The organism is Rhizobium leguminosarum bv. viciae USDA 2370 (assembly GCF_002008365.1).
Lineage (GTDB): Bacteria > Pseudomonadota > Alphaproteobacteria > Rhizobiales > Rhizobiaceae > Rhizobium > Rhizobium leguminosarum.
Genome location: NZ_MRDL01000051.1, coordinates 43,672 through 70,649, shown reverse-complemented (window position 1 = coordinate 70,649; position 26,978 = coordinate 43,672). Strand labels below are relative to the sequence as shown.

At 61.4% G+C, this 26,978-nt stretch carries 26 protein-coding genes; 10 read left to right on the top strand and 16 right to left on the bottom strand.

Annotated elements, in window-relative coordinates:
* Positions 1-72 precede the first annotated feature (72 nt).
* On the bottom strand, positions 73-1,350 hold the full coding sequence (gene tyrS / locus BS629_RS27080; RefSeq protein WP_018516422.1) for a tyrosine--tRNA ligase: 1,278 nt from the start codon (positions 1,348-1,350) through the stop codon (positions 73-75).
* 326 nt (positions 1,351-1,676) lie between these two features.
* Between tyrS and BS629_RS27075 the strand changes: the two genes are divergently transcribed.
* Positions 1,677-3,578 carry a potassium transporter Kup gene (locus BS629_RS27075; RefSeq protein WP_018242594.1) on the top strand — a complete coding sequence of 634 codons (1,902 nt, stop codon included), beginning with the start codon at positions 1,677-1,679 and terminating at the stop codon, positions 3,576-3,578.
* Positions 3,579-3,674: 96 nt separating this feature from the next.
* On the opposite strand, the gene BS629_RS27070 is transcribed toward BS629_RS27075, so the two are convergent.
* Positions 3,675-5,258, bottom strand: a complete 1,584-nt coding sequence (locus tag BS629_RS27070; RefSeq protein WP_018242595.1) for a Na+/H+ antiporter — start codon at positions 5,256-5,258, stop codon at positions 3,675-3,677.
* Positions 5,259-5,791: 533 nt separating this feature from the next.
* Between BS629_RS27070 and BS629_RS27065 the strand changes: the two genes are divergently transcribed.
* From BS629_RS27065 to BS629_RS27055, 3 genes are all read left to right on the top strand, one after another.
* A complete protein-coding gene (locus BS629_RS27065) occupies positions 5,792-6,547 on the top strand; it encodes an SDR family oxidoreductase (protein WP_018242596.1) in 756 nt (251 codons plus the stop codon).
* Positions 6,548-6,595: 48 nt separating this feature from the next.
* The gene (locus tag BS629_RS27060) at positions 6,596-7,000 is read left to right on the top strand and encodes a cupin domain-containing protein (protein WP_172643988.1); all 405 of its coding nucleotides are present in this window, start codon (positions 6,596-6,598) and stop codon (positions 6,998-7,000) included.
* A 330-nt stretch (positions 7,001-7,330) separates the two neighbouring features.
* The gene (locus BS629_RS27055; RefSeq protein WP_018242598.1) at positions 7,331-8,107 is read left to right on the top strand and encodes a dioxygenase family protein; all 777 of its coding nucleotides are present in this window, start codon (positions 7,331-7,333) and stop codon (positions 8,105-8,107) included.
* A gap of 91 nt (positions 8,108-8,198) precedes the next feature.
* On the opposite strand, the gene BS629_RS27050 is transcribed toward BS629_RS27055, so the two are convergent.
* The 3 genes from BS629_RS27050 to BS629_RS27040 all read right to left on the bottom strand — a co-directional run bounded on the left by BS629_RS27050 (position 8,199) and on the right by BS629_RS27040 (position 10,170).
* Entirely contained in the window at positions 8,199-8,975 is a 777-nt protein-coding gene (locus BS629_RS27050; protein WP_018242599.1) for a molybdopterin-binding protein, read from the bottom strand.
* Complete coding sequence (locus tag BS629_RS27045) at positions 8,972-9,814, bottom strand: cytochrome b/b6 domain-containing protein (protein WP_018242600.1); 843 nt, start codon at positions 9,812-9,814, stop codon at positions 8,972-8,974. Before BS629_RS27045 ends, BS629_RS27050 begins: the two co-directional genes overlap by 4 nt.
* 86 nt (positions 9,815-9,900) lie before the next feature.
* Positions 9,901-10,170, bottom strand: a complete 270-nt coding sequence (locus BS629_RS27040) for a pentapeptide MXKDX repeat protein (RefSeq protein WP_018242601.1) — start codon at positions 10,168-10,170, stop codon at positions 9,901-9,903.
* A 236-nt stretch (positions 10,171-10,406) separates the two neighbouring features.
* Here BS629_RS27040 and BS629_RS27035 point away from each other — a divergent pair, with 236 nt between their 5' ends.
* The 3 genes from BS629_RS27035 (at position 10,407) to BS629_RS27025 (ending at position 12,014) form a co-directional block, all read left to right on the top strand.
* The gene (locus BS629_RS27035; protein WP_018242602.1) at positions 10,407-10,955 is read left to right on the top strand and encodes a sigma-70 family RNA polymerase sigma factor; all 549 of its coding nucleotides are present in this window, start codon (positions 10,407-10,409) and stop codon (positions 10,953-10,955) included.
* The gene (locus BS629_RS27030; protein ID WP_018242603.1) at positions 10,952-11,596 is read left to right on the top strand and encodes an NrsF family protein; all 645 of its coding nucleotides are present in this window, start codon (positions 10,952-10,954) and stop codon (positions 11,594-11,596) included. The genes BS629_RS27035 and BS629_RS27030 overlap by 4 nt, the downstream gene beginning before the upstream one ends.
* A gap of 136 nt (positions 11,597-11,732) precedes the next feature.
* On the top strand, positions 11,733-12,014 hold the full coding sequence (locus tag BS629_RS27025) for a nodulation protein (RefSeq protein ID WP_077988622.1): 282 nt from the start codon (positions 11,733-11,735) through the stop codon (positions 12,012-12,014).
* A 99-nt stretch (positions 12,015-12,113) separates the two neighbouring features.
* On the opposite strand, the gene BS629_RS27020 is transcribed toward BS629_RS27025, so the two are convergent.
* The 7 genes from BS629_RS27020 to BS629_RS26985 form a co-directional block, all read right to left on the bottom strand.
* On the bottom strand, positions 12,114-13,607 hold the full coding sequence (locus BS629_RS27020) for a right-handed parallel beta-helix repeat-containing protein (RefSeq protein WP_018242605.1): 1,494 nt from the start codon (positions 13,605-13,607) through the stop codon (positions 12,114-12,116).
* A gap of 441 nt (positions 13,608-14,048) precedes the next feature.
* Complete coding sequence (locus BS629_RS27015) at positions 14,049-15,536, bottom strand: right-handed parallel beta-helix repeat-containing protein (protein ID WP_018516421.1); 1,488 nt, start codon at positions 15,534-15,536, stop codon at positions 14,049-14,051.
* A gap of 420 nt (positions 15,537-15,956) precedes the next feature.
* Complete coding sequence (locus tag BS629_RS27005; RefSeq protein WP_018242608.1) at positions 15,957-16,928, bottom strand: DMT family transporter; 972 nt, start codon at positions 16,926-16,928, stop codon at positions 15,957-15,959.
* A 139-nt stretch (positions 16,929-17,067) separates the two neighbouring features.
* A complete protein-coding gene (locus tag BS629_RS27000; RefSeq protein ID WP_018242609.1) occupies positions 17,068-18,270 on the bottom strand; it encodes an ABC transporter permease in 1,203 nt (400 codons plus the stop codon).
* A 4-nt stretch (positions 18,271-18,274) separates the two neighbouring features.
* A complete protein-coding gene (locus BS629_RS26995; RefSeq protein WP_018242610.1) occupies positions 18,275-19,414 on the bottom strand; it encodes an ABC transporter permease in 1,140 nt (379 codons plus the stop codon).
* Positions 19,411-20,115: an ABC transporter ATP-binding protein gene (locus tag BS629_RS26990; RefSeq protein ID WP_018242611.1), complete on the bottom strand. Its 705-nt coding sequence runs from the start codon at positions 20,113-20,115 to the stop codon at positions 19,411-19,413. The genes BS629_RS26995 and BS629_RS26990 overlap by 4 nt, the downstream gene beginning before the upstream one ends.
* 11 nt (positions 20,116-20,126) lie before the next feature.
* Positions 20,127-21,314 (bottom strand): efflux RND transporter periplasmic adaptor subunit, encoded by a 1,188-nt coding sequence (locus tag BS629_RS26985; protein ID WP_245268234.1) that lies wholly within the window; start codon positions 21,312-21,314, stop codon positions 20,127-20,129.
* A 552-nt stretch (positions 21,315-21,866) separates the two neighbouring features.
* Between BS629_RS26985 and BS629_RS26980 the strand changes: the two genes are divergently transcribed.
* The gene (locus BS629_RS26980) at positions 21,867-22,277 is read left to right on the top strand and encodes a DUF4260 domain-containing protein (protein WP_018242612.1); all 411 of its coding nucleotides are present in this window, start codon (positions 21,867-21,869) and stop codon (positions 22,275-22,277) included.
* Positions 22,278-22,306: 29 nt separating this feature from the next.
* Here BS629_RS26980 and BS629_RS26975 read toward each other — a convergent pair whose 3' ends face one another.
* Both BS629_RS26975 and BS629_RS26970 read right to left on the bottom strand, forming a co-directional pair.
* The gene (locus BS629_RS26975; protein ID WP_018242613.1) at positions 22,307-23,359 is read right to left on the bottom strand and encodes a helix-turn-helix domain-containing protein; all 1,053 of its coding nucleotides are present in this window, start codon (positions 23,357-23,359) and stop codon (positions 22,307-22,309) included.
* Between the two features lie 263 nt (positions 23,360-23,622).
* Complete coding sequence (locus BS629_RS26970; protein WP_018242614.1) at positions 23,623-24,603, bottom strand: SDR family oxidoreductase; 981 nt, start codon at positions 24,601-24,603, stop codon at positions 23,623-23,625.
* Between the two features lie 263 nt (positions 24,604-24,866).
* On the opposite strand from BS629_RS26970, the gene BS629_RS39375 reads away from it, so the two are divergent.
* Both BS629_RS39375 and BS629_RS26965 read left to right on the top strand, forming a co-directional pair.
* Entirely contained in the window at positions 24,867-25,043 is a 177-nt protein-coding gene (locus tag BS629_RS39375; RefSeq protein ID WP_018242615.1) for a hypothetical protein, read from the top strand.
* An 8-nt stretch (positions 25,044-25,051) separates the two neighbouring features.
* Complete coding sequence (locus BS629_RS26965; RefSeq protein WP_018242616.1) at positions 25,052-25,426, top strand: VOC family protein; 375 nt, start codon at positions 25,052-25,054, stop codon at positions 25,424-25,426.
* A 94-nt stretch (positions 25,427-25,520) separates the two neighbouring features.
* Here BS629_RS26965 and BS629_RS26960 read toward each other — a convergent pair whose 3' ends face one another.
* Both BS629_RS26960 and BS629_RS26955 read right to left on the bottom strand, forming a co-directional pair.
* The gene (locus tag BS629_RS26960; RefSeq protein WP_018242617.1) at positions 25,521-26,102 is read right to left on the bottom strand and encodes a dienelactone hydrolase family protein; all 582 of its coding nucleotides are present in this window, start codon (positions 26,100-26,102) and stop codon (positions 25,521-25,523) included.
* Positions 26,103-26,175: 73 nt separating this feature from the next.
* Positions 26,176-26,961 carry an ATP-grasp domain-containing protein gene (locus BS629_RS26955; protein ID WP_018242618.1) on the bottom strand — a complete coding sequence of 262 codons (786 nt, stop codon included), beginning with the start codon at positions 26,959-26,961 and terminating at the stop codon, positions 26,176-26,178.
* Positions 26,962-26,978 lie beyond the last annotated feature (17 nt).

Genomic DNA, 26,978 nt, shown 5'->3' with positions numbered 1-26,978 from the left:
ATCAAGCCTGTATCAATGGGGAGCGCGACGAAGTGGTCGACTTGGCCCGCTCCCCGAATTGAAGACACGACACTAAACCAACTGAAGGAGGACGTGTCGCTTCTTGCCAATTGATAGCCGGATCACGCCGTCCTGGATGTCGGAGTCGCAAAGCCGCATTGCCTCGTCGTTTACACCGCCACCGTTCACCCGAACCCCGCCGCCGACGATCAACCGCCGTGCTTCGCTTTTCGACTTGGCGAGCCCGGCAACAACCATGGCGTCGACAAGCGGAAAATTGCCGCGAAGGCTATCCGGCAGCCTGACCGTCGGGAGACCGGCCGGGACCTCGCCCGCCTCGAAAGCGCGCCGGGAGGTTTCGGAAGCTTGCGCTGCCGCATCTGCCCCGTGGCAGAGGCTGGTGATTTGGTCGGCAAGGATCTTTTTCGCTTCGTTGATCTCGGAATCCCGAAGCACATCGAGGCGTGCAATTTCACCTAAGGGTAACTCGGTGAACAGCCTGAGAAAACGACCCACATCCGCATCCCCGGTGTTTCTCCAGAATTGCCAGAACTCATAGGGCGACAACCGGTCTGCGTTTAGCCAAACCGCCCCCGAAACGCTCTTGCCCATCTTCGCGCCCGACGACGTCGTCAGCAGCGGGGCAGTCAATCCAAACAGGGCGCGTCCGCCAATCCGCCGTCCAAATTCGACGCCGCTGACGATATTGCCCCACTGGTCGGAGCCACCAAGTTGAAGCAGGCAACCGCGGCTTTCTGCGAGGACATGAAAGTCGTAGGCCTGCATGACCATGTAGTTGAATTCCAGCAATGTCAGCGATTGCTCCCGTTCCAACCGTTGGCGCACACTCTCCGATGTAAGCATCCGGTTGACTGAAAAATGCGGCCCGATATCGCGCAGGAAATCGAGATAGTTGAGCCCGCCCAACCAGTCGGCATTGTTGACCATGACAGCATCTGTCGGACCGTCCCCGAAAGCGAGGAACCGCTCGAAGACACGCCGGATGCCGATCAGGTTTTTCGTGATCTGCTCTTCGTTGAGAAAGGGACGTGACGTGTCGCGGAAGCTCGGATCGCCCAGGCGGCTTGTCGCACCACCGAGCAACGCAATGGGTTTGTTGCCCGTCTTCTGGAACCACCGCAGCATCATGATCGGAACGAGTTGCCCGACATGCAGGCTGTCGGCGGTGAGATCGAAGCCGTTATAGGCTGTACCGGCTCCTGAACAAAGCCAGCTGTCGAGTGCTTCCAAGTCGGTGCATTGATGCAGGAAGCCGCGTTCGCTCAGAGTGCGAAGAAAGTCGGATCTAGGTCCGGTGGACTGAGAGGATAGTATCACGAGGGTCTCCATTTGGGCCGATCAGGCCGGAGACCTACTGTTGACACACGTGCCGCCGACCGTGCGGCGTCTCGAGTGTCAGGAATATGACCTTGCGCCGCTCTATGGGAGCAGCGTGTAATAGAAGCTCGAAAGATTCAGGGCGCAGGTCATGCATCCTTTTTACCATGCGACAGCGCAATCGCAAGGGGATGCGAACTGACGACATTGAACGGATCGCAACGCTCCCATCCCCGCATCCGCCCCCACAAAAATACTCGCACCCGCATCAATTTGCTTGCCGTTCTGCAATGCGGCATATGTTTGTTCTCATAGGCAAGTGGCATGAGCGGGGAACCATGACGTCGACGCATATGGATAAGACGGGGGATGGCGTCGGCCGGAAGGGCTTTGTCGGACTGGTCATCGGCGCGGTCGGCGTCGTCTATGGCGATATCGGCACTAGCCCGCTCTATGCCTTTCGCGAGGCGTTGAGGCCCTTTGCCGCAGATGGCGTGCATGAGACCGAGGTCATCGGTCTGATTTCGCTGATGGTCTGGACGCTGACGATCATCGTGACCTTCAAATATGTGCTCTTCCTTCTCAGGGCGGACAATGACGGCGAAGGCGGCGCGCTTTCTCTCCTTGCCCTCCTGATGAAGAAGATGGGACGAAACGTGCCGGTGCTCTTCTTCGCCGGCCTGATCGGCGCTGCCCTCTTCATCGGCGATGCGATGATCACGCCTGCTTTGTCGGTCATGTCGGCGCTCGAGGGCCTGAAATTGATCACACCCGCCTTTGCCGAATACGTCCCGCTTGCGTCGGCAGCGATCATGGTCGTCCTCTTTGCCGTCCAGTCGAGGGGAACAGCGGCCGTCTCCAAGCTTTTCGGGCCGATCACGGTGTTGTGGTTCCTGGCCATGGCGGCCGGCGGCCTCATCCATATCGGCGACGACTGGAGGATTCTGGCCGCACTCAATCCTGCCAATGCATTCCTGTTCCTCACCCATGCCGGCAGCGTCGGCCTCATCGTGCTCGGCGCCGTTTTTCTGACGGTGACGGGTGCCGAGGCGCTCTATGCCGATCTCGGGCATTTCGGACGCCGCCCGATCCAGATGGCATGGTTCGTACTCGTCTTTCCCGCATTGTTGCTGAACTACCTCGGGCAAGGTGCGCTGGTTCTCGCCCATCCCGAAACGGCCGGCAACCCGTTCTTTCTGATGTATCCCGACTGGGCCTTGCCGCCGATGGTTCTTCTGGCGACGATGGCGACGATCATCGCCAGCCAGGCGGTGATAACAGGCGCATTTTCACTGTCCCGCTCGGCGGTTCACCTCGGTTTCCTGCCGAGGCTCAGGATCAAGTTCACGTCGGAGACCAACACCGGCCAGATCTACGTGCCGGCCGTCAATCTTCTCCTGCTGGTCGGCGTGCTGATGCTGATCTTTTCCTTCGGCGACTCCGAGTCGCTGGCGACCGCCTACGGCATCTCCGTGACTGGAACCATGGTCATCTCGACCATGCTGGTCTTCCAGTTCCTTCGGGTCGTCTGGGGCTACTCCCTCGTGCTCGCCGCCGCCTGGCTGCTGCCGCTCTTCACCATCGAAGTCATGTTCCTGGCGGCCAATCTGCTGAAGATCTACGATGGCGGCTGGGTTCCGGTCGCCCTTGCGCTGGCAATCATGATCCTGATGTGGACATGGACCCGAGGCCAGGCCTATCTAAAGAGACTGCGAGCCAACAACGAGATCCCGCTCGATTCCTTCATCAGGTCGATCGAGCGAAAGTCGGACCATTCGCCGGTCACCGTTCCGGGAACGGCAGTGTTCCTGACCAGCGTTCCGGACCGGACGCCGAACGTGCTGCTCCACAATCTCAAGCACAACCACGTGCTCCACGAACAGAACGTCATCCTAACCGTGTGGACCGAGGACGAACCTTATGTCCCCGACAGCCGCCGCATCAAGATCAGCCAACTCTCGCCGCGTTTCGTGCGCCTCGACATCACCTTCGGCTTCATGGACGATCCAGATGTCACCAGGGCATTGGCTCTTTGCCGGGAGGGCGGCTTCAAGTTCGAGATCATGAGGACTTCCTTCTATCTCGGCCGCCGGAACCTCGTCAGGACGCCGAACACCGGGCTGCCCGCCTGGCAGGAGCGCATATTCATGGCGCTGGAAGGCTTGGCGATTGATCCTTCCGACTATTTCAACTTGCCGTCCAATCGCGTCGTCGAACTCGGCGAACAGATCGCCATTTAGGTCAGGACGCCGCTCGGCGACATAAGGATCGCGCCGGTATCAGCCCCGGTATCGCAATGCGTTGACGATGATGGCGAAAGCGCGAGGCGCTGAACATCAGGCTTTGGCCGAGATCGCGCTCAATTCCTCGAGATCGAGATCCCGTTCCAGCTCGCGCAACGTCTCATCATCGATCTCGCCGGCGCGGTGGAGGCGGATGAGTTCCCGGCGTCCCGTGGCAACTGCTTCGAGAACGACGTCGAAGTGCGCATGCAGCACCGGTATGTAGTGCTCGGTTCTCTCGGCATAGTCGACGATCGACGTAGCCCGGCGCTGGTAGCGCTCCAGCAATTGCGGATGGATGAGTTTCCCCTCCGCATCATATGCCAGGCTCTGGACGATCCCGAACTGCGCCTGCGCCATGGCGGCTTCGGCCTGGCTCATCGTCAGGCGCGCTCTTTCCGACTCCGGCTCCACCAGCCGCGCCCAGGCAATCACCCGCCCCAATGTCGTGCCCTGTATGAGCACAGTTCCGAGAATGACGGCGAAGGCCGTCACGAGGATGAAATCGCGGCCGGGAAATCCTTCCGGCAAGCTCAGCGCCAAAGCAAGCGTCACCACGCCGCGCACGCCCGCCCAGCTGAGAACGGTGGCGCCGCCGACGCCGAGCGGCGCGGCGCGTGTGAACCCCAGGGCAGTGCATAACCTGATGACGAAATCGGCGGCGAAGACCCAGGCAAAACGCGCGAGCACGAGCGCCACGAGGATCGCCAGCATCGGCAATCCCATGGTCGCGATCACGGTGGCAAAGCCGCCGCCGCGTTCGACGACATCCCGGAGCGACAGCCCGATCAGGATGAACACCGCCGCTTCCATCAGGAAGATCATCACCGTCCAGAACGAGATGCCGCGCATGCGCATTGCGGCTGAAAGCACGGTGTGCTGGTGCCAGCTCATGATCAGGCCGGCGGTAACCGTGGCGATGACGCCGGAAACATGCAGCTGCTCGCCGAGCAGATAGGCAATCCAGCCGAGCAGCACCGAGGCTGCGATGATGAGATATTCGTCGCCGAGACGCCGGACAAGTTTGTACCATGCCGTTCCCACAACGATGCCGACGACGGCGCCGCCGAGCGCCAGCACGAGGAAGCTGCCGGCCGCCTCCCCCGCGCTGAAGGCGCCCGTTGCGGCAGCGGCAACGGCAAAGCGGAAGAGAACCAGGCCGCTGGCATCGTTGAGCAGGCTCTCGCCTTCCAGCAGAATCTGAAGCCGCCGCGGCAGCCTGACCCGCTGCAGCACAGCGCGCGCCGCAACCGCATCAGGCGGCGCAACGATCGCGCCAAGGGCAGCGCACGCCGCCCAGGGAAGCGACGGAAAGATGAGGTGGGCCACAACGGCGACGACCGCGCAGGTGAAGAACACCGCGCCGACGGCAAGCGAGGCGATGCCGATCACATGCCGCCGCAACCGCCCGGCGGCAATGGACCAGGCGCCATCCATCAACAGCGGCGGCAGGAAGATGACCAGCACCAGCCCGGGATCAATTGATATCGCCGGCAGCCCCGGCACAAACGCCAGCGAAGCACCACCCGTCAGCAACGCCACGGACGGCGGCAATCCGAGCCTGTGGGCCGCATAGTGCAGCGCGATGATCGCAAGAAACATCGCGATGACGAGCTCGAACAAGTGGGTTGGTTCCATATGCCTCTGCCCCGGCTCGGAAACTAATCTTGGATGCCTACGGCATTCTTTCTTAAATCGAAATCGATCTAGGGAAGAATGCAGCAATTCAAAGTGTTACAGCGTTCTTGCACATCTGAACAGACGCGTGGTGCTGCAAACACCGCCGGCCTGGCAACGGCTGCTCCAGAGGCTGCCGGAGACAATTTTCGCTTTGTGCTATCAACGCCAGGTCTACACCTAGCGATTTCCTTGAGGGCTAGCCGTATTGAGCTTGCTTGGAACCGCCCTCGCCTCAATAACCCGCCCGGCGTATGTCACGTGGCGACGCTGAATCTCCACGCCCTCGCCATTTGAGTTGCGCCTAATCGCATTAAGGAGGATTCTGCCCGGCACCGCGATGCCAGGTTCGGTCTGGGATGACCTCCGCCATGGCGACGATCTAAGGCGACTTCGACTTGTCCAGCCTCAAACGTCTTTCGCGGCTCATTCCGACTTGCGTGATCTAGATCTGAGACATCTGGCTCGAAAGGGCGTCAACAGGGAGGTTCGTCATGAAAATCGTTCTTATCGGCGGCACCGGGCTCATCGGGTCCAAGACCGCGGCGCGTCTGCGCGCTAAAGGCCACGAGGTGCTGGCCGTCTCGCCAAGCACCGGCGTCAACACCATCACCGGCGAGGGCCTGGCGCAAGCGCTGGCCGGCGCCGATGTCGTCGTCGACCTTGCAAACTCACCATCGTGGGAGGACAAGGCGGTTCTCGAATTCTTCGAAACCTCGAGCCGCAATCTGCTCGCCGCGGAAGCCAAGGCCGGCGTCAAGCACCATATTGCGCTCTCCATCGTCGGAACGGAGCGCCTGCCTGAGAACGGCTACTTCCGTGCCAAACTCGCGCAGGAGAAACTCATCAAGTCATCGCCCATCCCCTACACCATCGTCCACTCCACCCAGTTCCTCGAATTCCTGAAGGGCATCGCTGATGAAGCCACCGTCGGCACCGTCGCGCGTCTTTCTCCCGCAGCTTTCCAGCCCATCGCATCGGACGACGTTGCCGATGCGATGGCGGATGTCGCGCTTTCAAAGCCGCTTAACGGCACGATCGAGATTGCCGGTCCCGAGCGCGGTCACATGCACGAGATCGTTGCCCGGTATCTGAAAGCCATCAACGATCCGAGGAGAGTCCAGGCAGACGCTCATGCGCGCTACTTCGGGTCTGAACTAGACGATCGCTCGCTTGTGCCCGGCGAGGGCGCGAGGCTCGGCAAGATCGACTTTGCGGATTGGTTTCGACAGTCCCAACGGCCGACGTAAGTCCAGGCAAATCCACATCGGCATTCAACGAGCAGAAGGATTGCGACAATGAATTCAGCTTCGTTATCGCTATGTGTGTCGGCCACGGTTTGCCTTTTTGGCACTTTGGCGGTTGCCGCCGAAGACGGCGCAGCCGTCACACCGCTCATGAAAAAGGACCTTCCGAATTATCCCGGCAAGGAAGGGCTGATGATATCGGTCGAGTATGGGCCGGGAGGCTCCTCGCCTATTCACAAACATGAGGCGAATGCATTCGTCTACGTTCTGGAGGGCTCGATCGTGATGCAGGTCAAGGGCGAAAAGGAAGTCACCTTGTCGCCGGGAGAGACCTATTACGAAGGTCCTTCCGACATTCACCTGGTCAGCCGCAATGCGAGCAAGTCCAAACCGGCGAAGTTCATCGTCGTGCTGCTGAAGAAGAAGGACGCTCCGGTTGTCATGCCGGTGAAGTGACATTCCGTAGAACAGCGGCGAACCCGTGCGTCCCTGAGGCGACCAACTCCTCTTTCGTCATGCTCGGGCTGGTCCCGAGCATCTGCAGACCGCGCAGCAAAATGTCAGGCGCAAGGCCGAGGATGACGTAATACCGCCACCAGAACCGGTGGCTACTGGTATCACCGCGAACGGCACAGGCCCGCCGCCGACGTTCTGGACCCGGCCTTCCAGGACCAGCTCATGGACAAACTCGCTGAGCTGACAGGCATAAAGCTTTTCTGCTCAGGTTTAATTGGAATTTCTGGTCTACCCTCCTTAAATCCTGCGTCTTGAGGCAAAGGAAGACAGATGAAAAGGCGAACCCTTGTGCTTGGAGGTGCGGCTATCGTGGCATCATCCGTGGCTGCGGCGGCAATCTGGCCACGGCGGCATATCACTGTTGCCGCCAGGACATTCGATTGGAAGGGAACGGATTTTCTAAGCGGCGGCACAAAGTCGATTGCCGTGGAAAAGCTGCCCGCGCCGCTCTTCCGCAGCAGTCCGAATTGCGTCGTGACCGTCGCCCAGACCCTCGGCCCCTGCCATGTCAACAATATTCCGACACGTCAGGACGTCTCGGAAGGAAAGACCGGGCTACCCTTGCGGCTGGCCGTTCGGATCGTCCACGCCGCCGATTGCCGGCCGGTCGAAAATGCCGATATCGAAATCTGGCATACCGATCACCGTGGCATCTATTCCGGCCGCGAGGCTGCGCAGATGTGTACACTTGGCGATGCCGAGGCGATCAGCGGGCTTGCCTTTCGCGGCCGCCAGCTGACGGATGAAAACGGGCAGGCAAGCTTCCTGACGGCCTATCCCGGATGGTATCAGGGCCGCACGCCGCATGTTCACTGCCGCATCCTTGTCGAGGGCAAGGAGCTTCTCGTCAGCCAGATCTATTTCGACGATACGCTGAGCGATATCATCTATGGCGAGCATCCCGACTATCTCGGGCGCCCTGCCCGCGATACGCGCAACGACGAGGACGGCATCATCCCGGAGGATGCTGCCGATCACATCTTCGATTTCGAGAAGCTCGACGGCGGCGTGCTATCCGCCACCATCACGATCGGCCTTTCTGTCTGAGCTCCGCCCCCTCGACCACGACTACCTCCCCGGCCGTGGAATCCGGCACGGGGAAGAGGTCAAAGTCGGCATGTCGGTCGGAGCACGCCGCCTATATGCCCGCATACCATTCATAACCGCGATCCTCCCAGAAGCCGCCATTGCCGCCGTAAAGCTGGCCGAGATCGGCGACAGCTTCGATGCCGGTCAGGTATTTTGCCTGCTTGTAGCCGAGTTGGCGTTCGACCCGGAGTCGGAGCGGCGCACCATGGGCGACTTCGAGATCGCGGCCGTTCATGGTGTGGGCAAGGATCGTCTGGGGGTGGAACGCATCGACGAGATCAATGCTTTCGTAGTACCAGCCACTGCCATCCAGCGTCTTTTCGTATTCGTCGGCGCAGTGGAAGACGATGTAGCGGGCCTCAGGTTTCAGACCCGCCGACTGCAGCAGCGCGCCGAGCGGCACGCCGGTCCATTTGCCGATCGCGCTCCAGCCTTCGACGCAGTCATGCCTGGTGATCTGCGTGCGCGCCGGCAGGGCTTTCAGCTCCGCCAGCGACAGCTGCATCGGCTTGTCGACCAGCCCGCCGACCTCGAGCTTCCAGCTTGAAAACCGCTGGTTCATCCAGTCGATATACCGGGTATTATCAGGCATGCTCGTGCCATTGGCGCGGAAGGTCGGCGAGATATCGGCTTCCGTGAATTCGCGGGCGAGTGCGTCGTCACCGAGCAGGAAGCGCTGCGTCTTCATGCTGAAGCCTTCGGCGATCTTGAGCACCGATTTCGTCCGATCGCTTTCGACGAGGGCGTCGCAGCCGGCAAGCCCCAGCGCCGATGCCGTCATGCTCGCGCCGATCAGGAAGCGACGTCTGGTGATGATGCGGCTCATGACTTTCCTCCCTGCCCGATGTCGTAATAACCGGTGATCATCGAGCGCAGATTATTGAACACGCCCGAAACCAGCACCATCGCCACATGCACCGCGACGAAGGCAACGAGCGAGAAGGCGGTCAGGAAATGCAGCGTGCGGGCCGATTGCCGGCCGCCGAACAGATCGAGCAGCCAGGGCGCAACCGCATTGAAGCCCGGCGACATGGTAAGCCCGGTCCCGATCATCAGCGGCAGCAGCACGAAGATCACGGCGACATAGGCGAGTTTCTGCAGCGTATTGTAGTGGCGTGCCTCGGCCCCCTTGGGAAAGCGCAGCCGGGCGTGACTGACGATCTCACGGCCGAGATGCGAAGGCTTCAGTTCTTCGGCCGCCGGCAGCAGATCGCGGCGGAAATGCCGGCTGACAAAACCGTAAGCGAGATAGATGAAGCCGTTGATGACGAACAGCCAAGCAAAGAAGAAATGCCAGCGCCGGCCCGATGCTAGATCCTGGTAACTTGGCAAAGTCAGCCAGTTCGGAAAACCGCGCACAGTAGCGTCGCCGTCGACGTTCGAAACTCCGAGAACGCCGGTCGTTGTAAAAGCGAATGCGCCGACGCGCGTCACACCCTTCAGCACATCGCCTTCCTGCTCCGCCTCCATGGAAATGAAGGACGGATCGTCGTCGGCGCCGTACTGGCCCCAATAGAGCGCCGGATGCGCGTTGAAGATCTGCAGGCCGCTGTAAAGCAGCACCGTCATGCACAGCACATTCACCCAGTGCGACAGACGCACCAGCAGGCTATGGCGGTAGAAGAGCGTGCGTCCGCTCGCCATGCCGGCATCGGTCGTGGCCATCGTAATTCCTCCGGATCGGCGTGAAAGGTCTTCGCGAGAAAGGACGCGGCCGCCGGCGATAAAGTTTCAGCGGCCACGGCCAGAGCTTACTTCATCGCATCGCAGGCCTTCATCATCGTGTCCTTCTTCATGCTGTCCTTCTCCATGCCCGCATTGTGCGTGCAGTCGGCCTTGGTGCTGCCGGTCGCCATGTTGTCCTTCTTCATCGCGTCCTTGGACATCGCATCCTTCGACATCGTGTCGGTCTTCATGCTGTCTTTCTTCATCGCATCGCTGCTTTGGGCGCTGGCGACGCCGGCAAGCGACAGGCCGATGACGAAGGCGCAGGCGGCAAGGCTGGAAAGGATCTTGGTCATGAGGGTCTCCTCGGATCGATTGACATGTCCGCCAGCACCCGCCGACGGCTCACAGTCCTGAATTCGATCTCCTTGCGAAGGCGGTTACAGCCCTCACGCTTATGTGATAGCGCTACAGGGCCGCGCGTCTTTTAGAGACGCGCAAAGGACGCTGTACACTTTGAATTGCCGCCGGAAGATTTTTTGAACCCGCCTGTAACCAAAGCGTCATCCACCCGAATGATATTGCAGACGACATGACGAGCGCCCATTCGGAACAAGCACTGAAGATGCTGATGCTTCTTTCCCTTGACGGGGACGAGGCAGCCTATCGGCGTCTGCTCGTGACGTTGCGGACCCTGCTCGTCGGCTATTATGGCGGGCGGATCGGCACTACCGCGAAATCCGACACGGAAGATCTCGTGCAGGAGACGTTGCTGGCGCTGCATTCGCGCCGGGCAACCTATGACAGGGAGCGGCCGTTCACCGCGTGGTTCTTCTCGATTGCCCGTTACAAGCTGATCGACCACCACCGAAAGCATGGCGGCCGGTACAGGGCGGAAATGGAGCTGGACGAGGAGATCGAAGACGATTTCAGGGAGGATGCGATTGCAGCGCGCATGGATGTCGAACGGCTGTTGAGCGGCCTGCCGCAGCACCAGCAGGATCTGATCCGTCAGGTCAAGCTCGAGGGGCAGTCGGTGGCCGATACGGCAAGCCGCACCGGACAGTCGGAATCGGCGATCAAGGTCGGTGTTCACAGAGGCATCAAGGCGCTGGCGGCAAGATTGCGAGGTGGAATGTGAGAGAGACTGAGGACGTGATCGACAGCCTTGTCCGGGATCTGAAGCCGGTGCCGAGGCATGCACTCGAACGCCGCTTCGCGCTCGCCATCCTGCCTGCTCTGGCAATCTCGCTGCTGCTTATGCTGGTCGTCGTCGGCCTTCGCACCGACATGGCGCAGGCGCTGATGCTGCCGGTCTTCTGGATCAAGTCCGCCTACAACGCCCTGCTCGCCATCGCCGCCTTCGCAGCCGTTTACCGCCTATACCGGCCGGATGGCTCGGAAGGCCGCTTTTTCGGGGTTGCCGCGGCTATCGTACTCGCCCTCGCCGTCATGGCGGTCATCCAGCTCGCTTTGTCGCCGGCCGCAAGCTACCCCGTGCTGGTGCTCGGCTCCTCCGCCCTGCATTGCCCGCTGCTGATCTTTGCCTTTGCCATGCCGATCCTGATCGCAAATACCTGGGTGCTGCGTGGCGGCGCGCCGAGCAACCTCGGGGTGACAGGCTTCATCGCCGGCATTGCCGCCGGCGCATCCGGCGCCTGGGTCTATTCCTGGTTCTGCACGGAAAACGGCCTGCCCTTCGTCACCCTCTGGTATTCGCTCGGCATCCTCCTGACCGGTGCGATCGGCGCGCTGCTCGGCCCCCGCCTCCTGCGCTGGTAGCACCGGCTGCTTGCGGCGCAGCGTCGACAATCCTTCATCCGGCATGAAACCAGATGCAACATTCCTGCGTACTACTCCGGGGATGAGCACTGCGTACCCCCTGGATACGAAAACACAGGCAGCGAGGAATGATGGCATGGTCAGGAAAGAAAGCGTAGCCCATATCACCCGGCAAACCGCGGAACAGGGGCTGGCCAGGCTGATGATGAGGCTGCCTGCGACTCGGGGAACGATCAGAGTGGCCGCGGCGAGCCAGCCCCATTTTTACGAATTATGCGGCGCCTATGGCGAAGCCTGTTCCGTCCTCGATCGCATGCGCCGGGATAGATCGGCCGATCCCGCAATCATCACCGAATACGAGATCATCTGCGCGGAAATCGAAGCCGACGTCATCAGGATCCTGCTCGGCGATCAATGAGAGCCTCGCAAGCGCCGGGGCGGACCGCCACCGCGATGATTCAACGCCCTATTAGGTTTGTGGCCCACCGCGGTATCCAACCGGGCAATACGCCCCCCATCAGGTCAGCAAGCCATCCACATGGATGGCGATGCTCAACGTATCCGTGTCGAAATGCAGTGAAGTCCCGTCGGAGATCTTGTAATGGAAGGTGTCGCTCACGTCTCCGCTGAGCCCGGCAAGTTTCGCCGCGTCGGCCGTATAGGTGTAATCGCCATCACTATCGACATGGATGGTGCCGTAGTGGCCGGTGAGCGTCACGCCGTCCTTGTCGACGTATTCGCCCTCGAAGCGGCGAAGCAGCAGGGTTCCATTGGCCGAGCTGTCGTTTTCGAGGAGATTGCCGTAATGGGCAGCGTCCAGGTCGGACGAGATTTTCAGGCTGTCATGGGTTGCAACAAGCGCAGGCGCTGTGTCCGTATGCGTCGTATCGCCGACTGCGAGACTATCGCTGCTCGCAAGCAACGTCGCCTGGGCCTCGTCGAGCGTCGTGTTGTTGCTGACCGGAAAGGTGTTCGCGGCGATGATGGCGGGAGATATGCTGTAGGGCGTGACATCGCTGGCGATGACATTGTCGTGGAAGGAGCCGGATGCTGGCCTGTCGACCTTCAACGCTGCCTGCGACAGATCGTCGAAGACGTTGTTGTGAATATCGATATCTTCGCGAACATAAGTGGTCGTGCCGGCGGCACTGACCGCCACGCCCCATACGCCGTCATGGATGTAATTGCCTGATATATCGTAGTCCCGCGTATCGCCCTGATCGCCGAGACCGATGGCGTAGGACCAGCTGTAGCCGCCATAACCTGAAATATCGTTGTCGTGAATAGCGACGTTGGTGCCCGCTTGTGCACCGATCCCGAAGCCGCCACCGATAATCGCGTTGTCCTCGACTAAGGCATTCACGGGCCGAACGAGCGCGATGACGCCCTTCGGAGTGGCGGCGCCGGTCTGGTCGAGGTAATTGCCGCTGATCACGATGTTGCTGCTGTCGTTCATCTGGACGGCATCTGCCGCCGTGCCGTGGGCGTTGGTGACAGTGTTGTTGAGAAAATTGACGCCGTTGACTTTTTCGATCCAGACGCCGTCGCCGTTCACGTCGTTGATCGTGCTGTTTTCGATGGTAATGTTCGAACCGGTCCTGAACGTGACGGAACCTGACTTGCCCGCCAGTCCGGTGTGATCCACCTCAACGTTGCGCACGGTCCAGTTCGAAACATAGCCGCCGTAGATGGCCGCGCCGCCGGTGTCCGAGATCTTGATGTTCTCGATGACGATGTTCGATGCATAGAGGCTGTGGATGCCGTCATTGGGGCTATGGATGACCGGCGCATCGCCGACCCCGTAGCTGCCGATGGTGATCGGGGCATTCACTGTGCCGGAATATTTCAAGTCGAGCTGATCGTTGAACACGCTTCCGGCGGCGAGCAGCACGCTGTCGCCCGGCTGCAGCTTCAAGTTTTCCACCGCCCAGAAGGATGCAAACGGCGTGTCTTCGCTCGTTCCATTGTTGCCGTTGGAGCCTATCGCAGGATTCACATAATAGATTGCCATATCGCCTTGTTCTCGAATTGCCGCGCAGCCGTCTGGATCGGCTGCAACGCGTGGATCGGATGCGGTCGGGGCTAAAGGCCATGCTAAGAGGGCCCTCGATATTGCCTTCACGACGGTTGGCAGACCCTGTGGGCCGGCCTTGGTCCCGAGAAACGCCTGGCGGTGGCGGTATCCTATGAATTACAACTTATACGAAAACAATCTACTAAAAAGCGACCGAAAGGTGAATGAACGATAATCGTACCGTCCTGTTTCGGATCAGTCGCAAGCCAGAAAGGTTGAGGCCGTATTACAGCCCCTTACCCTCACCCGGCGGCAGCCGGATGAGGGGCGCTGCGGAGCCATTTGGCGGCGAGAGCAACGCTTCCCCGGGAAGAGTTAACGCTTCCCCCGGGGGAATTCATGCTTCCCCAGAAGCAACGCCTCCCCGGGACACTCACCTCAGCTCAGCAAGCCATCCAGATGGATGAAGACGGTCAGCGTATCCCCGTCGCTGTGATGCGAGGTTCCATCGTTGATCCCGTAGCTGAACGACTCGCTCACATGTCCGCTATGGTCAGGGAGCTTCGTCTCGTCGAGCGTGTAGGCATAGTTGCCTTCCCGGTCCACGTGGATGACGCCGTAGTCGCCGGTCAGCGTCAGGCCGTGCTTGCCGACGCTTTCGTCGCCGAAGCGGCGCAGAACCAGGGTGTCGTTGTCAGAGCTGTCGTTTTCGAGAAGATTGCCGCGATGGGCCTCGCCATTATCGGTGAAGATCTTCAAATTGTCATGGACGGCGACAACCGCCGAATCCGCGGACACCTCCGTCGCTGCGGCAACCTTGGTATCGGCGGCGGCAAGCGTCGTCTCGACATTGGCGACCGTCTTGTTGCCGCTGACGGTAAAGGTATGCGCGTCGACGATGGAAGGCGATATGGCGGTAGCCTTGGTGCCGGTCTCGATCGTATTGTTAGTGAAGGAGCCGGAGGCGGGCCTATCGACCTTCAGCGCCGCCTGCGAGAGGTCGTCGAAGACATTGTCGTGGACCTTGATATTCGTGCGGGTATAGCTGGCGCCGCTGGGGCCGCTGACGGCAACGCCCCACGCGCCGTCATGAATATGGTTGCCTGAAATATCATAGTCCCGCGCATTGCCCTGGTCGCCGAGACCGACGGCGAAGGACCAGCTGTAACCGTGATATCCGGATATGTCGTTGTCGCGGATGGCGACGTTCTTGCCCGCCTGCGCGCTGATGCCGAAGCCGCCGCCGGTGAGCACATTGTCCTCGACAACCGCATTGGTGGGCCTTACGAGCGCGATGACGCCCTTGGGGCTGCTGGCATGCGTCTGGTCGAGATGATTGCCCTTCATCAGAATATTGCTGCTGTCATTCATCTGCACGGCATCGGCCGTCGAGCCGCTCGCGCTGGTGACGGTGTTGTTGAGAAGCTTGATGCCGGCGACCTTTTCGATCCAGAAGCCGTCGCCTTTGACGCCCGATATCTTGCTGTCTTCGACCGTAACGTTCTTGCTGCTCCGGAAGGTGACGGCGCCTGCGTTTTCCGACAATCCCGTCTTGGCGATCTCGACGTCGCGGACCGTCCAGTTCGTGACACTGCCGCCATAAATGCCCGCACCTCCGGTGTTCGATATCTTCAGGTTCTCGATGACGATGTTGGAGGCATAGAGACTGTGGATGCCGTCGCCGCTGCTGTGGATGACGGGTGCAGCACCCGTCCCGTAACTGCCGATCTTGATCGGCGCACTCTCGGTGCCGGAATATTTGATATCGAACTGCTCGTTGAACACGCTCCCCTTGGCAAGAAGCACGCTGTCGCCGGGTTTCAGTTTCAAGGATTCCACTTTGGACAAAGTCGCAAAAGCCGAGTTCTGGCCCGTTCCACCGTTGCGGTCGGAGCCAGTCGCTGAGTTCACATAGTAGACTGTCATATCGCCATGTTGCCCTGTTCGTCGGATCGCTAATGTCGCCGCCGGGATCGTCCAGGATCGGCCGATCGGATGCGGCGGGGGCAACCGGCCACGGCAAAAAGGCGACAAGATGTTGTCAATGGGGCAATGAGCGCCTAGCAGGCCTTATTCCACAGGCAATGGCCTGGTGTGACGAAAGTTACAACTTGAGCCATGAAATCGGCGACTTCGAGGTGAATAAATTGCGGCGTGTTTGCGCGAGGCGTACGTCGCCTTCGGTCTGTGCGCCATGTGATTCGTGCCTTCGCTTGCGCTCAGGTGTAGGGGCGCCAGCGACGAACGCCTTGAGCGTAAGCGAAAGGCGCACTCCAAGGTGAAACCCTACCCCCTCGCCCTCAAAGCCGAGGTCAGCGGCAACCATGTCGCAGCGATGGTGGGACCTCAGGCCCTAGCCGCTTCGGCCTTGATCTTCGGCTTCAGCAGGATGATGAGAAGCAAGCCGGCGATGATGAGTGCCGCCCCTTCGAGGTGATAGCGTTGCAACTGCTCGCCGAGTATCAGATAGGCGAGCACGGCGATGAAGATGGTCTGAATGTAGAGGAGGACGCCGGCCCGAGCCGCCCCAAGTGCCTCGATGCTGCGATTGAAGAGATAGTACATGACCGCCCCGCCAGGGATCGCGACATAGGCGAGCGCGATGAGCCCGCTGCCATTGAGCGTCGAGCGTTCGTCTGAGAATAGCTCGAACAAGTAGAAGGGCAGCGCCGTCAGCACCGCCGCACCGAGCAGCAGCACCAGGAGCGCAAGGCGATTCATGTCGAATTTCGCGCGGCGGAGCAGGACGGTGTAGAGACTGAAACAGAACGCGCCGGCGACGATCCACAGTTCACCCGGGTTGAAATCAAGCCGCATCAGCGCGGCCGGACTGCCCTTGATGATGATGACCACGATCCCGAGAAAGGCCAGGATCGATCCGATCACCTGCCAGCGTCCCATCGGCTCGGCCAGCATCAAGCGGGCAAGGATCATGGTGATGATCGGGATCAGGGCGATGATGATGCCGGCAGTGGTGGCATCGGCATGTTCGAGGCCGACAAAAATCATGCCCTGGCAGATCGCCAGTCCCACGCCGCCAATAAGAAGCAGTTCGAGCGGGCGAGCCCACATCAGCGCGACCATGTCGGCGAAATGTCGGCGCACGATCGGCATCAGGATCGCGAAGGCGATCAGCACGCGCCAGAAGCAGAGCGCCCAGGGCGGCATCTCGGTAGAAACCCATTTCGCCGCGATATAGACGCCGGCCGAGAGCAGCCAGCAGAGAACGCCCACGGAATAGGCGGCGGCAAGCGAATTGCCTGCCGCCTGTTCCGTCCCGACCGTGTCGCGATGGACCGCCAAGACATTCATTGCCATGGCTCAGTTATGCCACAGTTTCGGTGGGCTGCACAGATGAGGCGGCGGCGCTCCGCCTGTTGCGGATGTCTCCATCGGGCCGATCAGGACGGGTCGCCGTGATAATGTGAGCCGCCCGGAAGGTTCAGACAGCCAGCCTCTACCCCCTCGCCCTCAAAGCCGAGGTCAGCGGCAATCGTGTCGCCGCAAGCGCCGGCAACGCGCCGCCGATCACGCCGATGGCGAGGCCCAGTAGGCCGGCGGTCAGCGCCACGTCGGTGGTGACGTCGAGCTGGAAGGCTATCTTGGTATTGTTGGCGCCCATCGTGCTTGCCTGCCAGCCATTGAAGGCGAGCCATGAGGCGAGGATGCCGAGCGCTGCCCCGGCGACCGAGAGAAGCATGGCCTCGACCCAGGTGGCAGTGAAGGCCGGCAGGCGGCCAAAACCCAGCAGGCGCAGCGTGGCGATTTCGACGGTGCGGTCAGAGACCGAGCTCATCATCGTATTCAAAGCGCCGGCGGTTGCCCCGACCGCCATCAAGAGCGCCAGCGGCCAGCCGAACAGGCGGATGAGGCTCGCGGTACGCTCAGATTGCGCGGCATAGAGATCGGCCTCGGAGAGGGCGGTGAGCGGCGCACCAGGAAATGCGGAGAGATGCTCCTGCAACACAGGCAACCCGCCTGCCCCATCGAGACGCACGCGCAGGCTCTGCACCTGTCCCTGCCGGTCGAAGGCCGATTGCACCGCCTCCAGATCCGCCCAGATCTCGGATTCGAAGGCGTTGCCGCCAGAGGTGAAATGCCCGACGACCGTCCAGTCCACCGCACCGAGCCGCACCTTGTCGCCGACGGCGAAGCCGGAGAATTCATTGGCGATGCGGGCGCCGACGACGATATCGCGGGCACCTGGTGAAAACAGCCTGCCCGCCGACAGCGTGGCGAGGTCGCGCAAGCCGGGGCCGGCCAGATCCATGCCCCGCAGCGACAGCTTCTGATCGGCGCCGTCGCTTGCCCTGGTGACATCGACGGCAACGACGATTTCGCGCGACAGCGCCAAGCCGCCTGCGGCATTCCGCGCCACGCCGATCCCGCCGGTTGCGGCGGTCAGGCTGCGGATCTCTTCGGCCGGCACATCCGAGCCGGTTTCCTGGTTGGTGCCGCCGCCGAGGATGACGGCGATATCGGGCGAGCCTGCCCCGACAAGGGCGGCCTCGAAGCCACGCGCCATCGCCAAAAAGCCCGAGAGCACCGCCACCACGAGGGCGACCGACAGCACCATCGACAGCGAGATCCAGAGCCGCCGCGGCAGGCTGCCGAGATTGACTCTGATCATGAGAAAGATCTGCTTGAGCGCTGATGACATTGGACTATCTCGTTCTGAAGGCGTTGACGATGGGCAGGCGCGTGGCGTTGAGGGCGGGGAGCAGGCCAGTCAGCAGACCAAGCCCCGCAAGGATCGCGACGGACTTCAACAGCACCGACAGACTGAAGGCGAGGCCGAACTCGGGGCCGATCAACAGCGTCGCAAGCCTGGCGAGAAGGAGCCCGCCCGCCCCACCGGCGGCGAAGATGAACAGCGTCTCGCCGAGCACCAGCGTCATGATCCGGCCGCGCGAAAAGCCCAGCACCTTCATGACGCCGATCTCGAAGCTGCGTTCCCGGATGGCGAAGAGCATGGTGTTCACCGTAATCATCAGGATGGTCACGAAGGCCGCGCCGACGACGAGGCTGACGATCAGGCCAACGTCGGCGAACTGACGCAGGAAGGCTTCGAGGAACTGCTTTTCCGATTGCGTCCGCGTCTGCGCCGCCGAGTTGGCAAACAGTGCATCGATCCGCGCCGCCAGCACGCCCGGCGACACGCCCTGGCGCGGGCGCACCACGAAGGCGTCGACCGTATCCTTGTCGCGCGCGCGGGCTGCATTGATCGTGTCGTAGCGGGCGAGCATGAAATAAGTGTCGGTGCTGGCATTCGCACCCTCGAAGATACCCGCGATCACGAAGCTCCAGTCACGACTGCCATCGGCCTTTATCAGCTGGCTGGTGACGCTGATGCGCTGGCCGACCGACCAGCCCTGCGCCTCCGCCAACGCCCGGCCGACGAGCACCCGGTCGCGGCCCTCTTCGAGCGCTGCGATGAGCGCGGACGTCAGCCCAAGCTCGTCGCCATTGGCAGCGGCAATCGAGCGTGGATCGACCGCGCTCGTCATGACGACATTCTTCTCCACCTCGACGAACCCACGCATGCGCGCGGTATAGGCGACCGCGGCGACATCGCCATCCGCAGCGATCCGGTTGAGATAGGCGAACGGCAGCGGCAGCCCCCGGCCCGATTTGTTGAAGACGCCGAGCAGATTGTCGCTGGCGCCGGCCGCCCCTTGGCTGCCGCCGAGGAAACTCGCCGTCAGGGCATAGATCAGGAAGGCGATGCCGACCGAGAACATCAGTAGTGTTGCCCTGAACCGCTTGCGGCAGGCATTGCGCCGCATGAGCTGGAAGAAGGTCATCGGCCCCTCCCTTGCTGCTCGACGAATTCGCCCTTGTTGAGATGCAGCGTGCGCCGGGCGAAGGCGGCGGCCTCGGGATCATGCGTGACCATGATGATGGTCTTATGAAGCTCGCGATTGAGAAAGCCCAGCATCTCCAGGATATCGTTGGCCGACTTCCGGTCGAGATCGCCGGTCGGCTCGTCGCAGAGCAAAAGGTCGGGATCGCCGACGATGGCGCGCGCGATACCGACGCGCTGCTGCTGCCCGCCGGACATGCTCGATGGAAACTGCCGCTGCCGGCCCGCAAGACCGACGAGCTCCAACACGGTCTCGACGCGGGCGTGCCGCTCCTTTCGCCCGAGCGGCTTCAAGAGCAGCGGCAGCTCGATATTCTCGCCGGCATTCAGCATCGGCAGCAGATTGTAGAACTGAAAGACGATGCCCATGCCATGCGCCCGCCATGCGGCTCTGGCGCCCTCGCCCATCTGCTCGAGATGGCTGCGGCCGATCCTGATTTCCCCGGCATCAGGGCTGTCGATGCCGCCGAGCATGTTGAGAAGCGTCGATTTCCCCGAACCCGACGGCCCCATGACGGCGATGAAATCGCCGCGCGCGATGGAAAGGTCGAGCCCGGAAAAGATCGGGATCGTCTCCGCGCCGATCCTGAATGCCTTCCGGACGCCGCGAAGCGCGATATAGGGTTCTTGAGAGTCGATCATCGCTCTGCTCCTTACTGATGGTCTGTGATATCCGCGGCCTGCGGCCGAAAGGTCGCAGGTCCGCCCGCCTGCGGGCCGAAATTTGTTGTTTCGTCCACCACAAGGCGGATGCGCGCGGCCATGGCGGGGCGCATGTCTGGCGGCGGCGAGGAGGGCGACAGGCGAAGCATCACCGTCCCCTTCTCCCGCGAAATCATGGGCGCGATCTTCGATGCTTCGACCGCAAACGGCTGGTCGGGAAAGCCGTCGAGCACCGCCTCGCCACGCAAGCCCGGCCGCATCAGGGCAATGTTGGCCTCGGCCACATCGGCATCGATGACCATGTTTGTCATGTCGGCAATCGCAAGCAGGCTTTCATTCTCCCGCACGCTGTCTTCGCGCGACAGCACGGTGTCACCAACATGCGCGTCAAGCCGCGTGACGGTGCCTGATATCGGCGCCCGGACGGCCAGTGCATCCACCTGCTCGCGCGCCCTGTCGATATCGAGATCCGCCTTGGCCACATCCTGCCGTGCCTGGAGGGCGGCATTTTCGGCAGTGTCGAACGCCGTCTTCGCCTCCTCCAGCGTCTGCGCGGACATCGCATCGCGCCTGGCCAGCCGCACGGCGCGCGTAAGGGAAGACCGCGCCTGCGCCAATTCGATAGTCTTCGCCGCCAGCGCCAGCCCCGCCGATTGCCGGGCGATCTCGGCCCCCTGAAGCGCAAAGCGGGCGCCCGCATCATCGAGCCGCAGCAGCACCTGCCCCGCCGCGACCCTGCCGCCCGCCTCGACTTCGACGGCGATGATCCGGCCCTCATATTTGGAAAAGACGGTGGCGATATCGGGTGCCACGACGTAGCCGGAGCCGGTGACTTCCCGGATTGGCAAGGCCGGGCTCGCTGCTTCATCGGCAGGCAACGCCCGTCCGCGCTCGGCAGCAGCGCCGCCCTCGGCCGACGCCTCCGCATCACGAACGGATATCCTAGGGTCGCTGTTCGCGAAGCCTGCAAGCATGGTCTCGATGCGCTCCAGCGGCTCCGACCGATAGAAGGGAACCACCGCCAGCGATGCAGTCGCAGCAAGGGCCAGCATTGCTCGAGGGATCACACGCCGCCGGACACGGGGCTCCGGCGGCTCTGTCTTGAAGGCCGCGGGCTCGATCGAAAGCGATCTCAGCTTGGCGGCAAGGTCTCGGTCATGTTCTGATGTCGTGTTCATGCCGCAAGCATCGCCGACCCGGCTGAAATCGCGACCTCGAACACGTTCCAGACAGTCCTCGATCGTGATTGTGTACGTGGTGGCGGCAATTGTCGGATCTGAGACTTGCTCCCCTCTTCTCTCCAGCGGGGGTCCGTGGGACGGGTTGAGACCCCTCTCGATGGTCCCTAAGGGTCGGACGAGCGCGCCACACGGCACGCCCCTCATTGCCCTTGGCTCACGCGCCGAGCATTCGTAGATCCACTGCTCACCCCTTCATTCGCGTGCCAGCCCTTTCTCCCCGCCGGAGAGAAGGTATGTGTGGCAGCGCCCTATTCCTCGCTCATCCCTCGGCACGTCGTTCATAATTGCGGAATTGTGCGGCAATGACGGTCCAGACGAATGCGGATTTCGGCATTCGAAAACGTCAGTGCCTACCGAACCAACGTTGCAAACATGTATGGCGCTTATTCATCGATCGCGAATTTGGCGCCCGCAGTGTTCATGCTAAAAAATCCCCGCATCAGAGGGCGCCGGCAGTGCGGCGACAATTGTCATGAAGGAACAAGACCAATGAACCAGGCAGCGAACATCATCTCTCCTTCGGCAGGGTCGGTGACCGGCGGCGTGCGTGAGGTGCTGCGGCTCGAGGCTTTCGCGATCATGGCGGGCGCGACAACGGTCTATTTCGTCTCTGGCGGCAACCCCTGGCTCTATGCCATTCTGTTCTTCACGCCGGACCTCAGCTTCGCGGCCTATGCTCTCGATGCCCGGCTGGGAGCGATCGTCTACAATACGGTTCACAGCTACATCTCGGCCATACTGCTCGCCGGCGCGGGCTGGCTGCTGGGCATCGACCTGCTGTGGCAGATCGCCCTCATTCTGACGGCTCATGCGGGCTTTGACCGAAGCCTGGGTTATGGATTGAAATACGCATCCGCCTTCAGTCACACCCATCTAGGCGTTATAGGCAAGCGAAACTGACGAGGACCAAAGCCCGTCGGGGCTGCTCCTCACCGCTCCGCCTTCTTCTCCCGCCACGCAATCGGCGTCATATCAGTGACGCGGCGGAATTCGCGGTTGAAGTTGGACTTCGTCTGGAAGCCGACCTCGAACATCACCTCGGTCACCGATTTCTGGGTTGCGGCAAGCAGCCGGCAGGCCTCGCCGATCCTGTAATCATTGACATATTGCGAGACGTTCTTGTCCATCGCCCGGTTGATCGCGGTCGAGATCTGGCGGGCGGGAATGCCGGCCTTGCGGGCCAGCCGGTCGAGATTGAGATTGGCGTCGCGATAGAGCCTCTTTGCCTCCATCAGCGCATCGACCGTGGCGATCGTCTCCTTGTCCTCGGTCGTTTCGAGCTTCAGCGCCGCCTCCATCGTCTCGGCCGGCGCCCGGCTTCGGCTGGCGGCGGCGGCCGCAATGCCGAGGATGACAAGGACGGCAAGGTTGCTGACGCTGATCAGCGTCAGCGCATGCTCGCCATGCGTCCATGTGAAATCGAGAAAGACGAAGATATCGACTGAGGCCGACAGACACAGCGCCACCGCCGCGAAGATGATTGCCCGATAGGCCGGCACCGCTCCCTCGAAGGGCGCAAGCCGAAGCGCATCCGCGCCCGGCCGCATCAGAAGCAGGATCGCCAGGGCATAACCGACGAAAACAAGCACCAGCGCGATATCGATCACATCCCGCCAGACCACCATCAACAAGAGGATGACGGCAGCGGGCACGGCATGCAGCGCAATCCGCACCGCCAGCGGCCGCCAACTCGTCCTCACCAGCCTGGAAACCCCGGCATAGGCAAGCGGCGGCACCATCGCCGCGGTGACGGGCGCGATCACGCCCACAGCCTGCACCCCGTAGCCCCAGCGCAGCCCGGAGAGGACAGATTGCAGCACGGCGAGCAGGATCAGTGCCAGAAACGGCCGGTTGGGCTGCGTCTCCTCGTCGCGCCGGAGGACGGTGACGAAGAGGACAAGCAGCAGAATGGCAACGACGAAGGGAAGCGGAACGAACAGCATGGCCTGGTAGGATCGGAGTGGCGAATAGATGGCCATCATTGCCGAGATCCTCACCCGGCGCGACCTCCATCATGTTTTAGGACGCGTTTTAGGCTGGGATTTTTTTTGAATGCCTGCCGTGATACCTCGTCCGATCCTTTGGGCCGCCGGCCACAACTCTCAATCCGCCGTTGAGGTCTGCATGGATGTTTTCCAGCCAACCCGACAGGCTGTCGAGATCGGCGACATTGCAAGTCCGGGTGATCAGCGCAGGCACGACCGCCTGCGCCGTGTCTTTCGGAAAGTTGCTCTACGAGACCTGCCTAGCCGAGAGCGCTTTGCGCAGCGCAAATCCGATCGACCAAAGCATCAAGATCGCCCCTTGGCGGGCGGTTCTTGGCCAGGCGCTGCTTGAGATGCATGATCGGCTCCGCCAGAATTTCATCAAGGCTCTCGGCGCAGGTGAAGTCGCCTGCCACGCTTTTGACCTTTGAATTGTCAAAGATTGCCGACCACGCCTTGTCGCCCCGGAGGGGTCCAACCCACTCCGGATTGTAGCGGACCAAGGTGTCCGTCGGCACGTGTACGATCCTGGCCTCGACATCAAGCAATCTGGCGATCGCCGTTTGAATATCGTTCCAGATGTGGGCGCGGTCCGAGGTGATGTGGAAGATCTCGTTCAACGCCGCCGGCTTGCCGAAAAGCCCGACAAAGGGCACCGCAAAATCAACCGAGCGGGTCAGCGTCCAGGGCGTATGCCCATCGCCCGCCACGATGGTGGGCTCACCATCCAGCATGCGTCTCGCCATGACATCGCTGTCGCCCATCATGATGGGCAGGCCCGTGCGAACGGTGTGACTGGGACGGACGATGGTCCAGGCGAGATTCTGGGAATTCTTGAGCAGCGTCTCGCAGGCAATCTTGTCCTGGCTATAGCGCCAGTAGGGGTTGATCGCCGGTGTCTGCTCGGTAATCACGTAGTGGCGCGGTGGCTTTTCATAGACCGAGGCCGAAGAGATGAAGATGTACTGGCCACAGTGCCCCGCAAACACATCGATATCGCGCGCGATCTGATCGGGTGTAAAGGCAATGAACTGGCAGACAACGTCATAATTGGCCTTGGCGAGATCCGCATAGGTGGGTGCCGCGAGATCGCCGACGATCGAGGTAACCCCCGCCGGCAATGGGTCGCCCCTCAAACTGCGGTTGTAGACGCTGACATGGTGACCCTGGGCCACAGCGCGCTCGACGCACGGATATGAAATCTGGCCGGTACCGCCAACGAAAAGGGTTTTCAAAGCCATGGGAAGGACCTCGGTGTCGGATGTGGCGGGATATGCGGTCAGTCTTCATAGCGCGAAAGAAAATGGTCGTCTCCTGCAAAATCAGGCGCACCGGGTCACATCGTTTGATCGACCTGCCCCCTATCAACGTTGTGACATTCGGCATAGGCCAATCGGTCGGCGTGAGGTTCGACCGCAGCCAACCATTGCCGATAACGCAAAGATCTCTATCTCAAGCGAATGACGCAGCTAATGTTTGATATCAGCACAAGACCGAGGCTCTCTTGAAAGATTATCTGCCCTATGCAGCGGGGGCGCTGGCAGGTTTGCTGGTCGCCTTCCTCATGTCTGGCCTTTTGGGGCTGACGGAGACACCGCAGCTCGTGCTTTTTGCATTGCTGCCGGCAGTCGGCGGTGCGGTCGTTGAACGCGTTTGCCATCGCCGGCCGAACAATTCTTGAAGAGCTCCATGGCAAGGCTGAAAGAAATCGTCATTGATTGCGACATTCCCTCGCGTGTCGCCCAGTTCTGGGCGGAGGCGCTCGATGGCTACGAAGTGATGCCATATGACGACGACGAACTGGCCCGCCTGGCCGCTCTCGGACTGACGCCAGAAACTGACCCGACCGTGATGGTCGAAGGTCCCGGAACCCGCCTTTGCTTCCACCTCCGCCAGGGGGAACGTCCCGCCCGCAACCGGCTTCATTTCGATATTGCCACCCCCGATCGGGCCAGGGAGGTAGAGCGGCTTTTATCCCTCGGAGCGACCTTCGTCCGGGAAGCAGATGGCTACACGGTCTTGAATGATCCCGAAGGCAACAATTTCTGCGTGGCGTCCGAATAGTCCGCGCCGCGCCGAAGCCGCGACGCAGGATGAACGGCACCCATCTCAGGACGGCTTGCCGGAGCCAAACCGGATCTCTCGCGGAATGTCTGGATCAGACGCGATTCAGGAACTCGATCACGCGGAGGGTGAGCAGCGCGGTCGCATCGGCGTCATAGGACGGCAGCGAGCTATCGGCAAAGTAGTGCTGATCGCCTGGGTACAGGAAAAGCTCCGCGTCTTCGACCTTCGCGACGATCTCGCGGGCGGCGTCGATGTCGCCCTCACCTGTGAAAATCGGATCGTTGTCCATGCCGTGGATCTGCACCGCGACGCCGTCCGGCCAGGGTCCGAAGGCCCACTCGCCGCTGATCGGCAGGCAGGAATAGAAGAGCAACGCCCCTCGGGCGCCGGGCCGTGTCTGCGCCAGCTTCTGCGCCGGCAGCACGCCGAACGAGAACCCGGCATAGACGAGCCCGGGCGGCAATTCGTCGGCGACCCGGACACCGCGCTCCCTGACTTCGTCGAATCCGATCTCCCCGATGTAGGCGAGACCCTCTTCGATGCTCGGGAATGTGCGTCCGTTAAACAGGTCAGGCGTGTGCACGATATGGCCGGCTGCCCTGATGTCATCGGCGAACGCGCACACACCCGGGGTTAGCCCTTGTGCGTGGTGAAACAACAGGACCTCAGCCATACGGAGCCTCCGGGTGGGATAGTCGGGCCAACATTCTGCAACTCTACAGCGTCATTCCCTCGCCGGAAAGACGTCAGGTGCGGGCCAGGCCGTCGATCGCCCTCGCCAGCTTCACGAGATCTGCGGCGTAGAACCCGGCGGCATTGAGACAGTTCGTCTCGAGCAGCTTCAGTCCCTCTTCTGTCCGACAGACATCGATGACATAAGCTTGGGAGTAGCCGGGGTTGATGTCGACCATGCGCTGCCCGAAGTCCAGCGCATCGTCATCGATCTCGTGGCGATGGACGACACGCGATCCGTCTTTGTAGAGCGAATAGGTGACGATCCGACCGTCGACGACCCAGAGACGCCATTCGCGCAGGATGCGAACGGGCTCGGTGAGCATCAGCAGCGTGTCGTGACGAAGTGAACCCTTGGGGATTTCATCTTCGTCGAGCGCCAGCACCCTCTCTGCCATACGGATGATCTCGCCGGTCGATTTAACATTTCCGGGCTCCTCCTTGCTGTCGTCGACCGGGCGCAGGAACCAGTCCCTGCCGTCATCCGCCAGACGCTGGGGGACATCCTGGAGTGTCAGGAACAGCGCATCAGCACCGTTGAGGAGGTAAGGGTGCCACGCCTGTTCGTGAACAAAAGGACGCAGTTTAAACACACCCGGCCGGTAACCGTTCGCCTCGGCGTTCTTCCACAGCGTGTAGGAGCCGAACATGACCACTGAACCCGGATCAGCAACGACCGGCTCGGGGATGAGCTCGCCGACAAACGGTACGACCTTGTGCCATGTGTAGGAGATTCCGAGCTGGTCGAGCGCCTCGGCCAGCTTGTTGGTATCTTCGAACTGCTGGAGAAGCCACTGCATTCTGTTCCCTGCCTTTC

Excerpts from the sequence above, each read along its gene's own strand:
- tyrS (WP_018516422.1), bottom strand. The coding sequence starts at position 1,350 with ATGGAGACCCTCGTGATACTATCCTCTCAGTCCACCGGACCTAGATCC.
- BS629_RS27075 (WP_018242594.1), top strand. The coding sequence starts at position 1,677 with ATGACGTCGACGCATATGGATAAGACGGGGGATGGCGTCGGCCGGAAG.
- BS629_RS27070 (WP_018242595.1), bottom strand. The coding sequence starts at position 5,258 with ATGGAACCAACCCACTTGTTCGAGCTCGTCATCGCGATGTTTCTTGCG.
- BS629_RS27065 (WP_018242596.1), top strand. The coding sequence starts at position 5,792 with ATGAAAATCGTTCTTATCGGCGGCACCGGGCTCATCGGGTCCAAGACC.
- BS629_RS27060 (WP_172643988.1), top strand. The coding sequence starts at position 6,596 with ATGAATTCAGCTTCGTTATCGCTATGTGTGTCGGCCACGGTTTGCCTT.
- BS629_RS27055 (WP_018242598.1), top strand. The coding sequence starts at position 7,331 with ATGAAAAGGCGAACCCTTGTGCTTGGAGGTGCGGCTATCGTGGCATCA.
- BS629_RS27050 (WP_018242599.1), bottom strand. The coding sequence starts at position 8,975 with ATGAGCCGCATCATCACCAGACGTCGCTTCCTGATCGGCGCGAGCATG.
- BS629_RS27045 (WP_018242600.1), bottom strand. The coding sequence starts at position 9,814 with ATGGCCACGACCGATGCCGGCATGGCGAGCGGACGCACGCTCTTCTAC.
- BS629_RS27040 (WP_018242601.1), bottom strand. The coding sequence starts at position 10,170 with ATGACCAAGATCCTTTCCAGCCTTGCCGCCTGCGCCTTCGTCATCGGC.
- BS629_RS27035 (WP_018242602.1), top strand. The coding sequence starts at position 10,407 with ATGACGAGCGCCCATTCGGAACAAGCACTGAAGATGCTGATGCTTCTT.
- BS629_RS27025 (WP_077988622.1), top strand. The coding sequence starts at position 11,733 with ATGGTCAGGAAAGAAAGCGTAGCCCATATCACCCGGCAAACCGCGGAA.
- BS629_RS27020 (WP_018242605.1), bottom strand. The coding sequence starts at position 13,607 with ATGGCAATCTATTATGTGAATCCTGCGATAGGCTCCAACGGCAACAAT.
- BS629_RS27015 (WP_018516421.1), bottom strand. The coding sequence starts at position 15,536 with ATGACAGTCTACTATGTGAACTCAGCGACTGGCTCCGACCGCAACGGT.
- BS629_RS27005 (WP_018242608.1), bottom strand. The coding sequence starts at position 16,928 with ATGGCAATGAATGTCTTGGCGGTCCATCGCGACACGGTCGGGACGGAA.
- BS629_RS27000 (WP_018242609.1), bottom strand. The coding sequence starts at position 18,270 with ATGTCATCAGCGCTCAAGCAGATCTTTCTCATGATCAGAGTCAATCTC.
- BS629_RS26995 (WP_018242610.1), bottom strand. The coding sequence starts at position 19,414 with ATGACCTTCTTCCAGCTCATGCGGCGCAATGCCTGCCGCAAGCGGTTC.
- BS629_RS26990 (WP_018242611.1), bottom strand. The coding sequence starts at position 20,115 with ATGATCGACTCTCAAGAACCCTATATCGCGCTTCGCGGCGTCCGGAAG.
- BS629_RS26985 (WP_245268234.1), bottom strand. The coding sequence starts at position 21,314 with ATGAACACGACATCAGAACATGACCGAGACCTTGCCGCCAAGCTGAGA.
- BS629_RS26980 (WP_018242612.1), top strand. The coding sequence starts at position 21,867 with ATGAACCAGGCAGCGAACATCATCTCTCCTTCGGCAGGGTCGGTGACC.
- BS629_RS26975 (WP_018242613.1), bottom strand. The coding sequence starts at position 23,359 with ATGATGGCCATCTATTCGCCACTCCGATCCTACCAGGCCATGCTGTTC.
- BS629_RS26970 (WP_018242614.1), bottom strand. The coding sequence starts at position 24,603 with ATGGCTTTGAAAACCCTTTTCGTTGGCGGTACCGGCCAGATTTCATAT.
- BS629_RS26965 (WP_018242616.1), top strand. The coding sequence starts at position 25,052 with ATGGCAAGGCTGAAAGAAATCGTCATTGATTGCGACATTCCCTCGCGT.
- BS629_RS26960 (WP_018242617.1), bottom strand. The coding sequence starts at position 26,102 with ATGGCTGAGGTCCTGTTGTTTCACCACGCACAAGGGCTAACCCCGGGT.
- BS629_RS26955 (WP_018242618.1), bottom strand. The coding sequence starts at position 26,961 with ATGCAGTGGCTTCTCCAGCAGTTCGAAGATACCAACAAGCTGGCCGAG.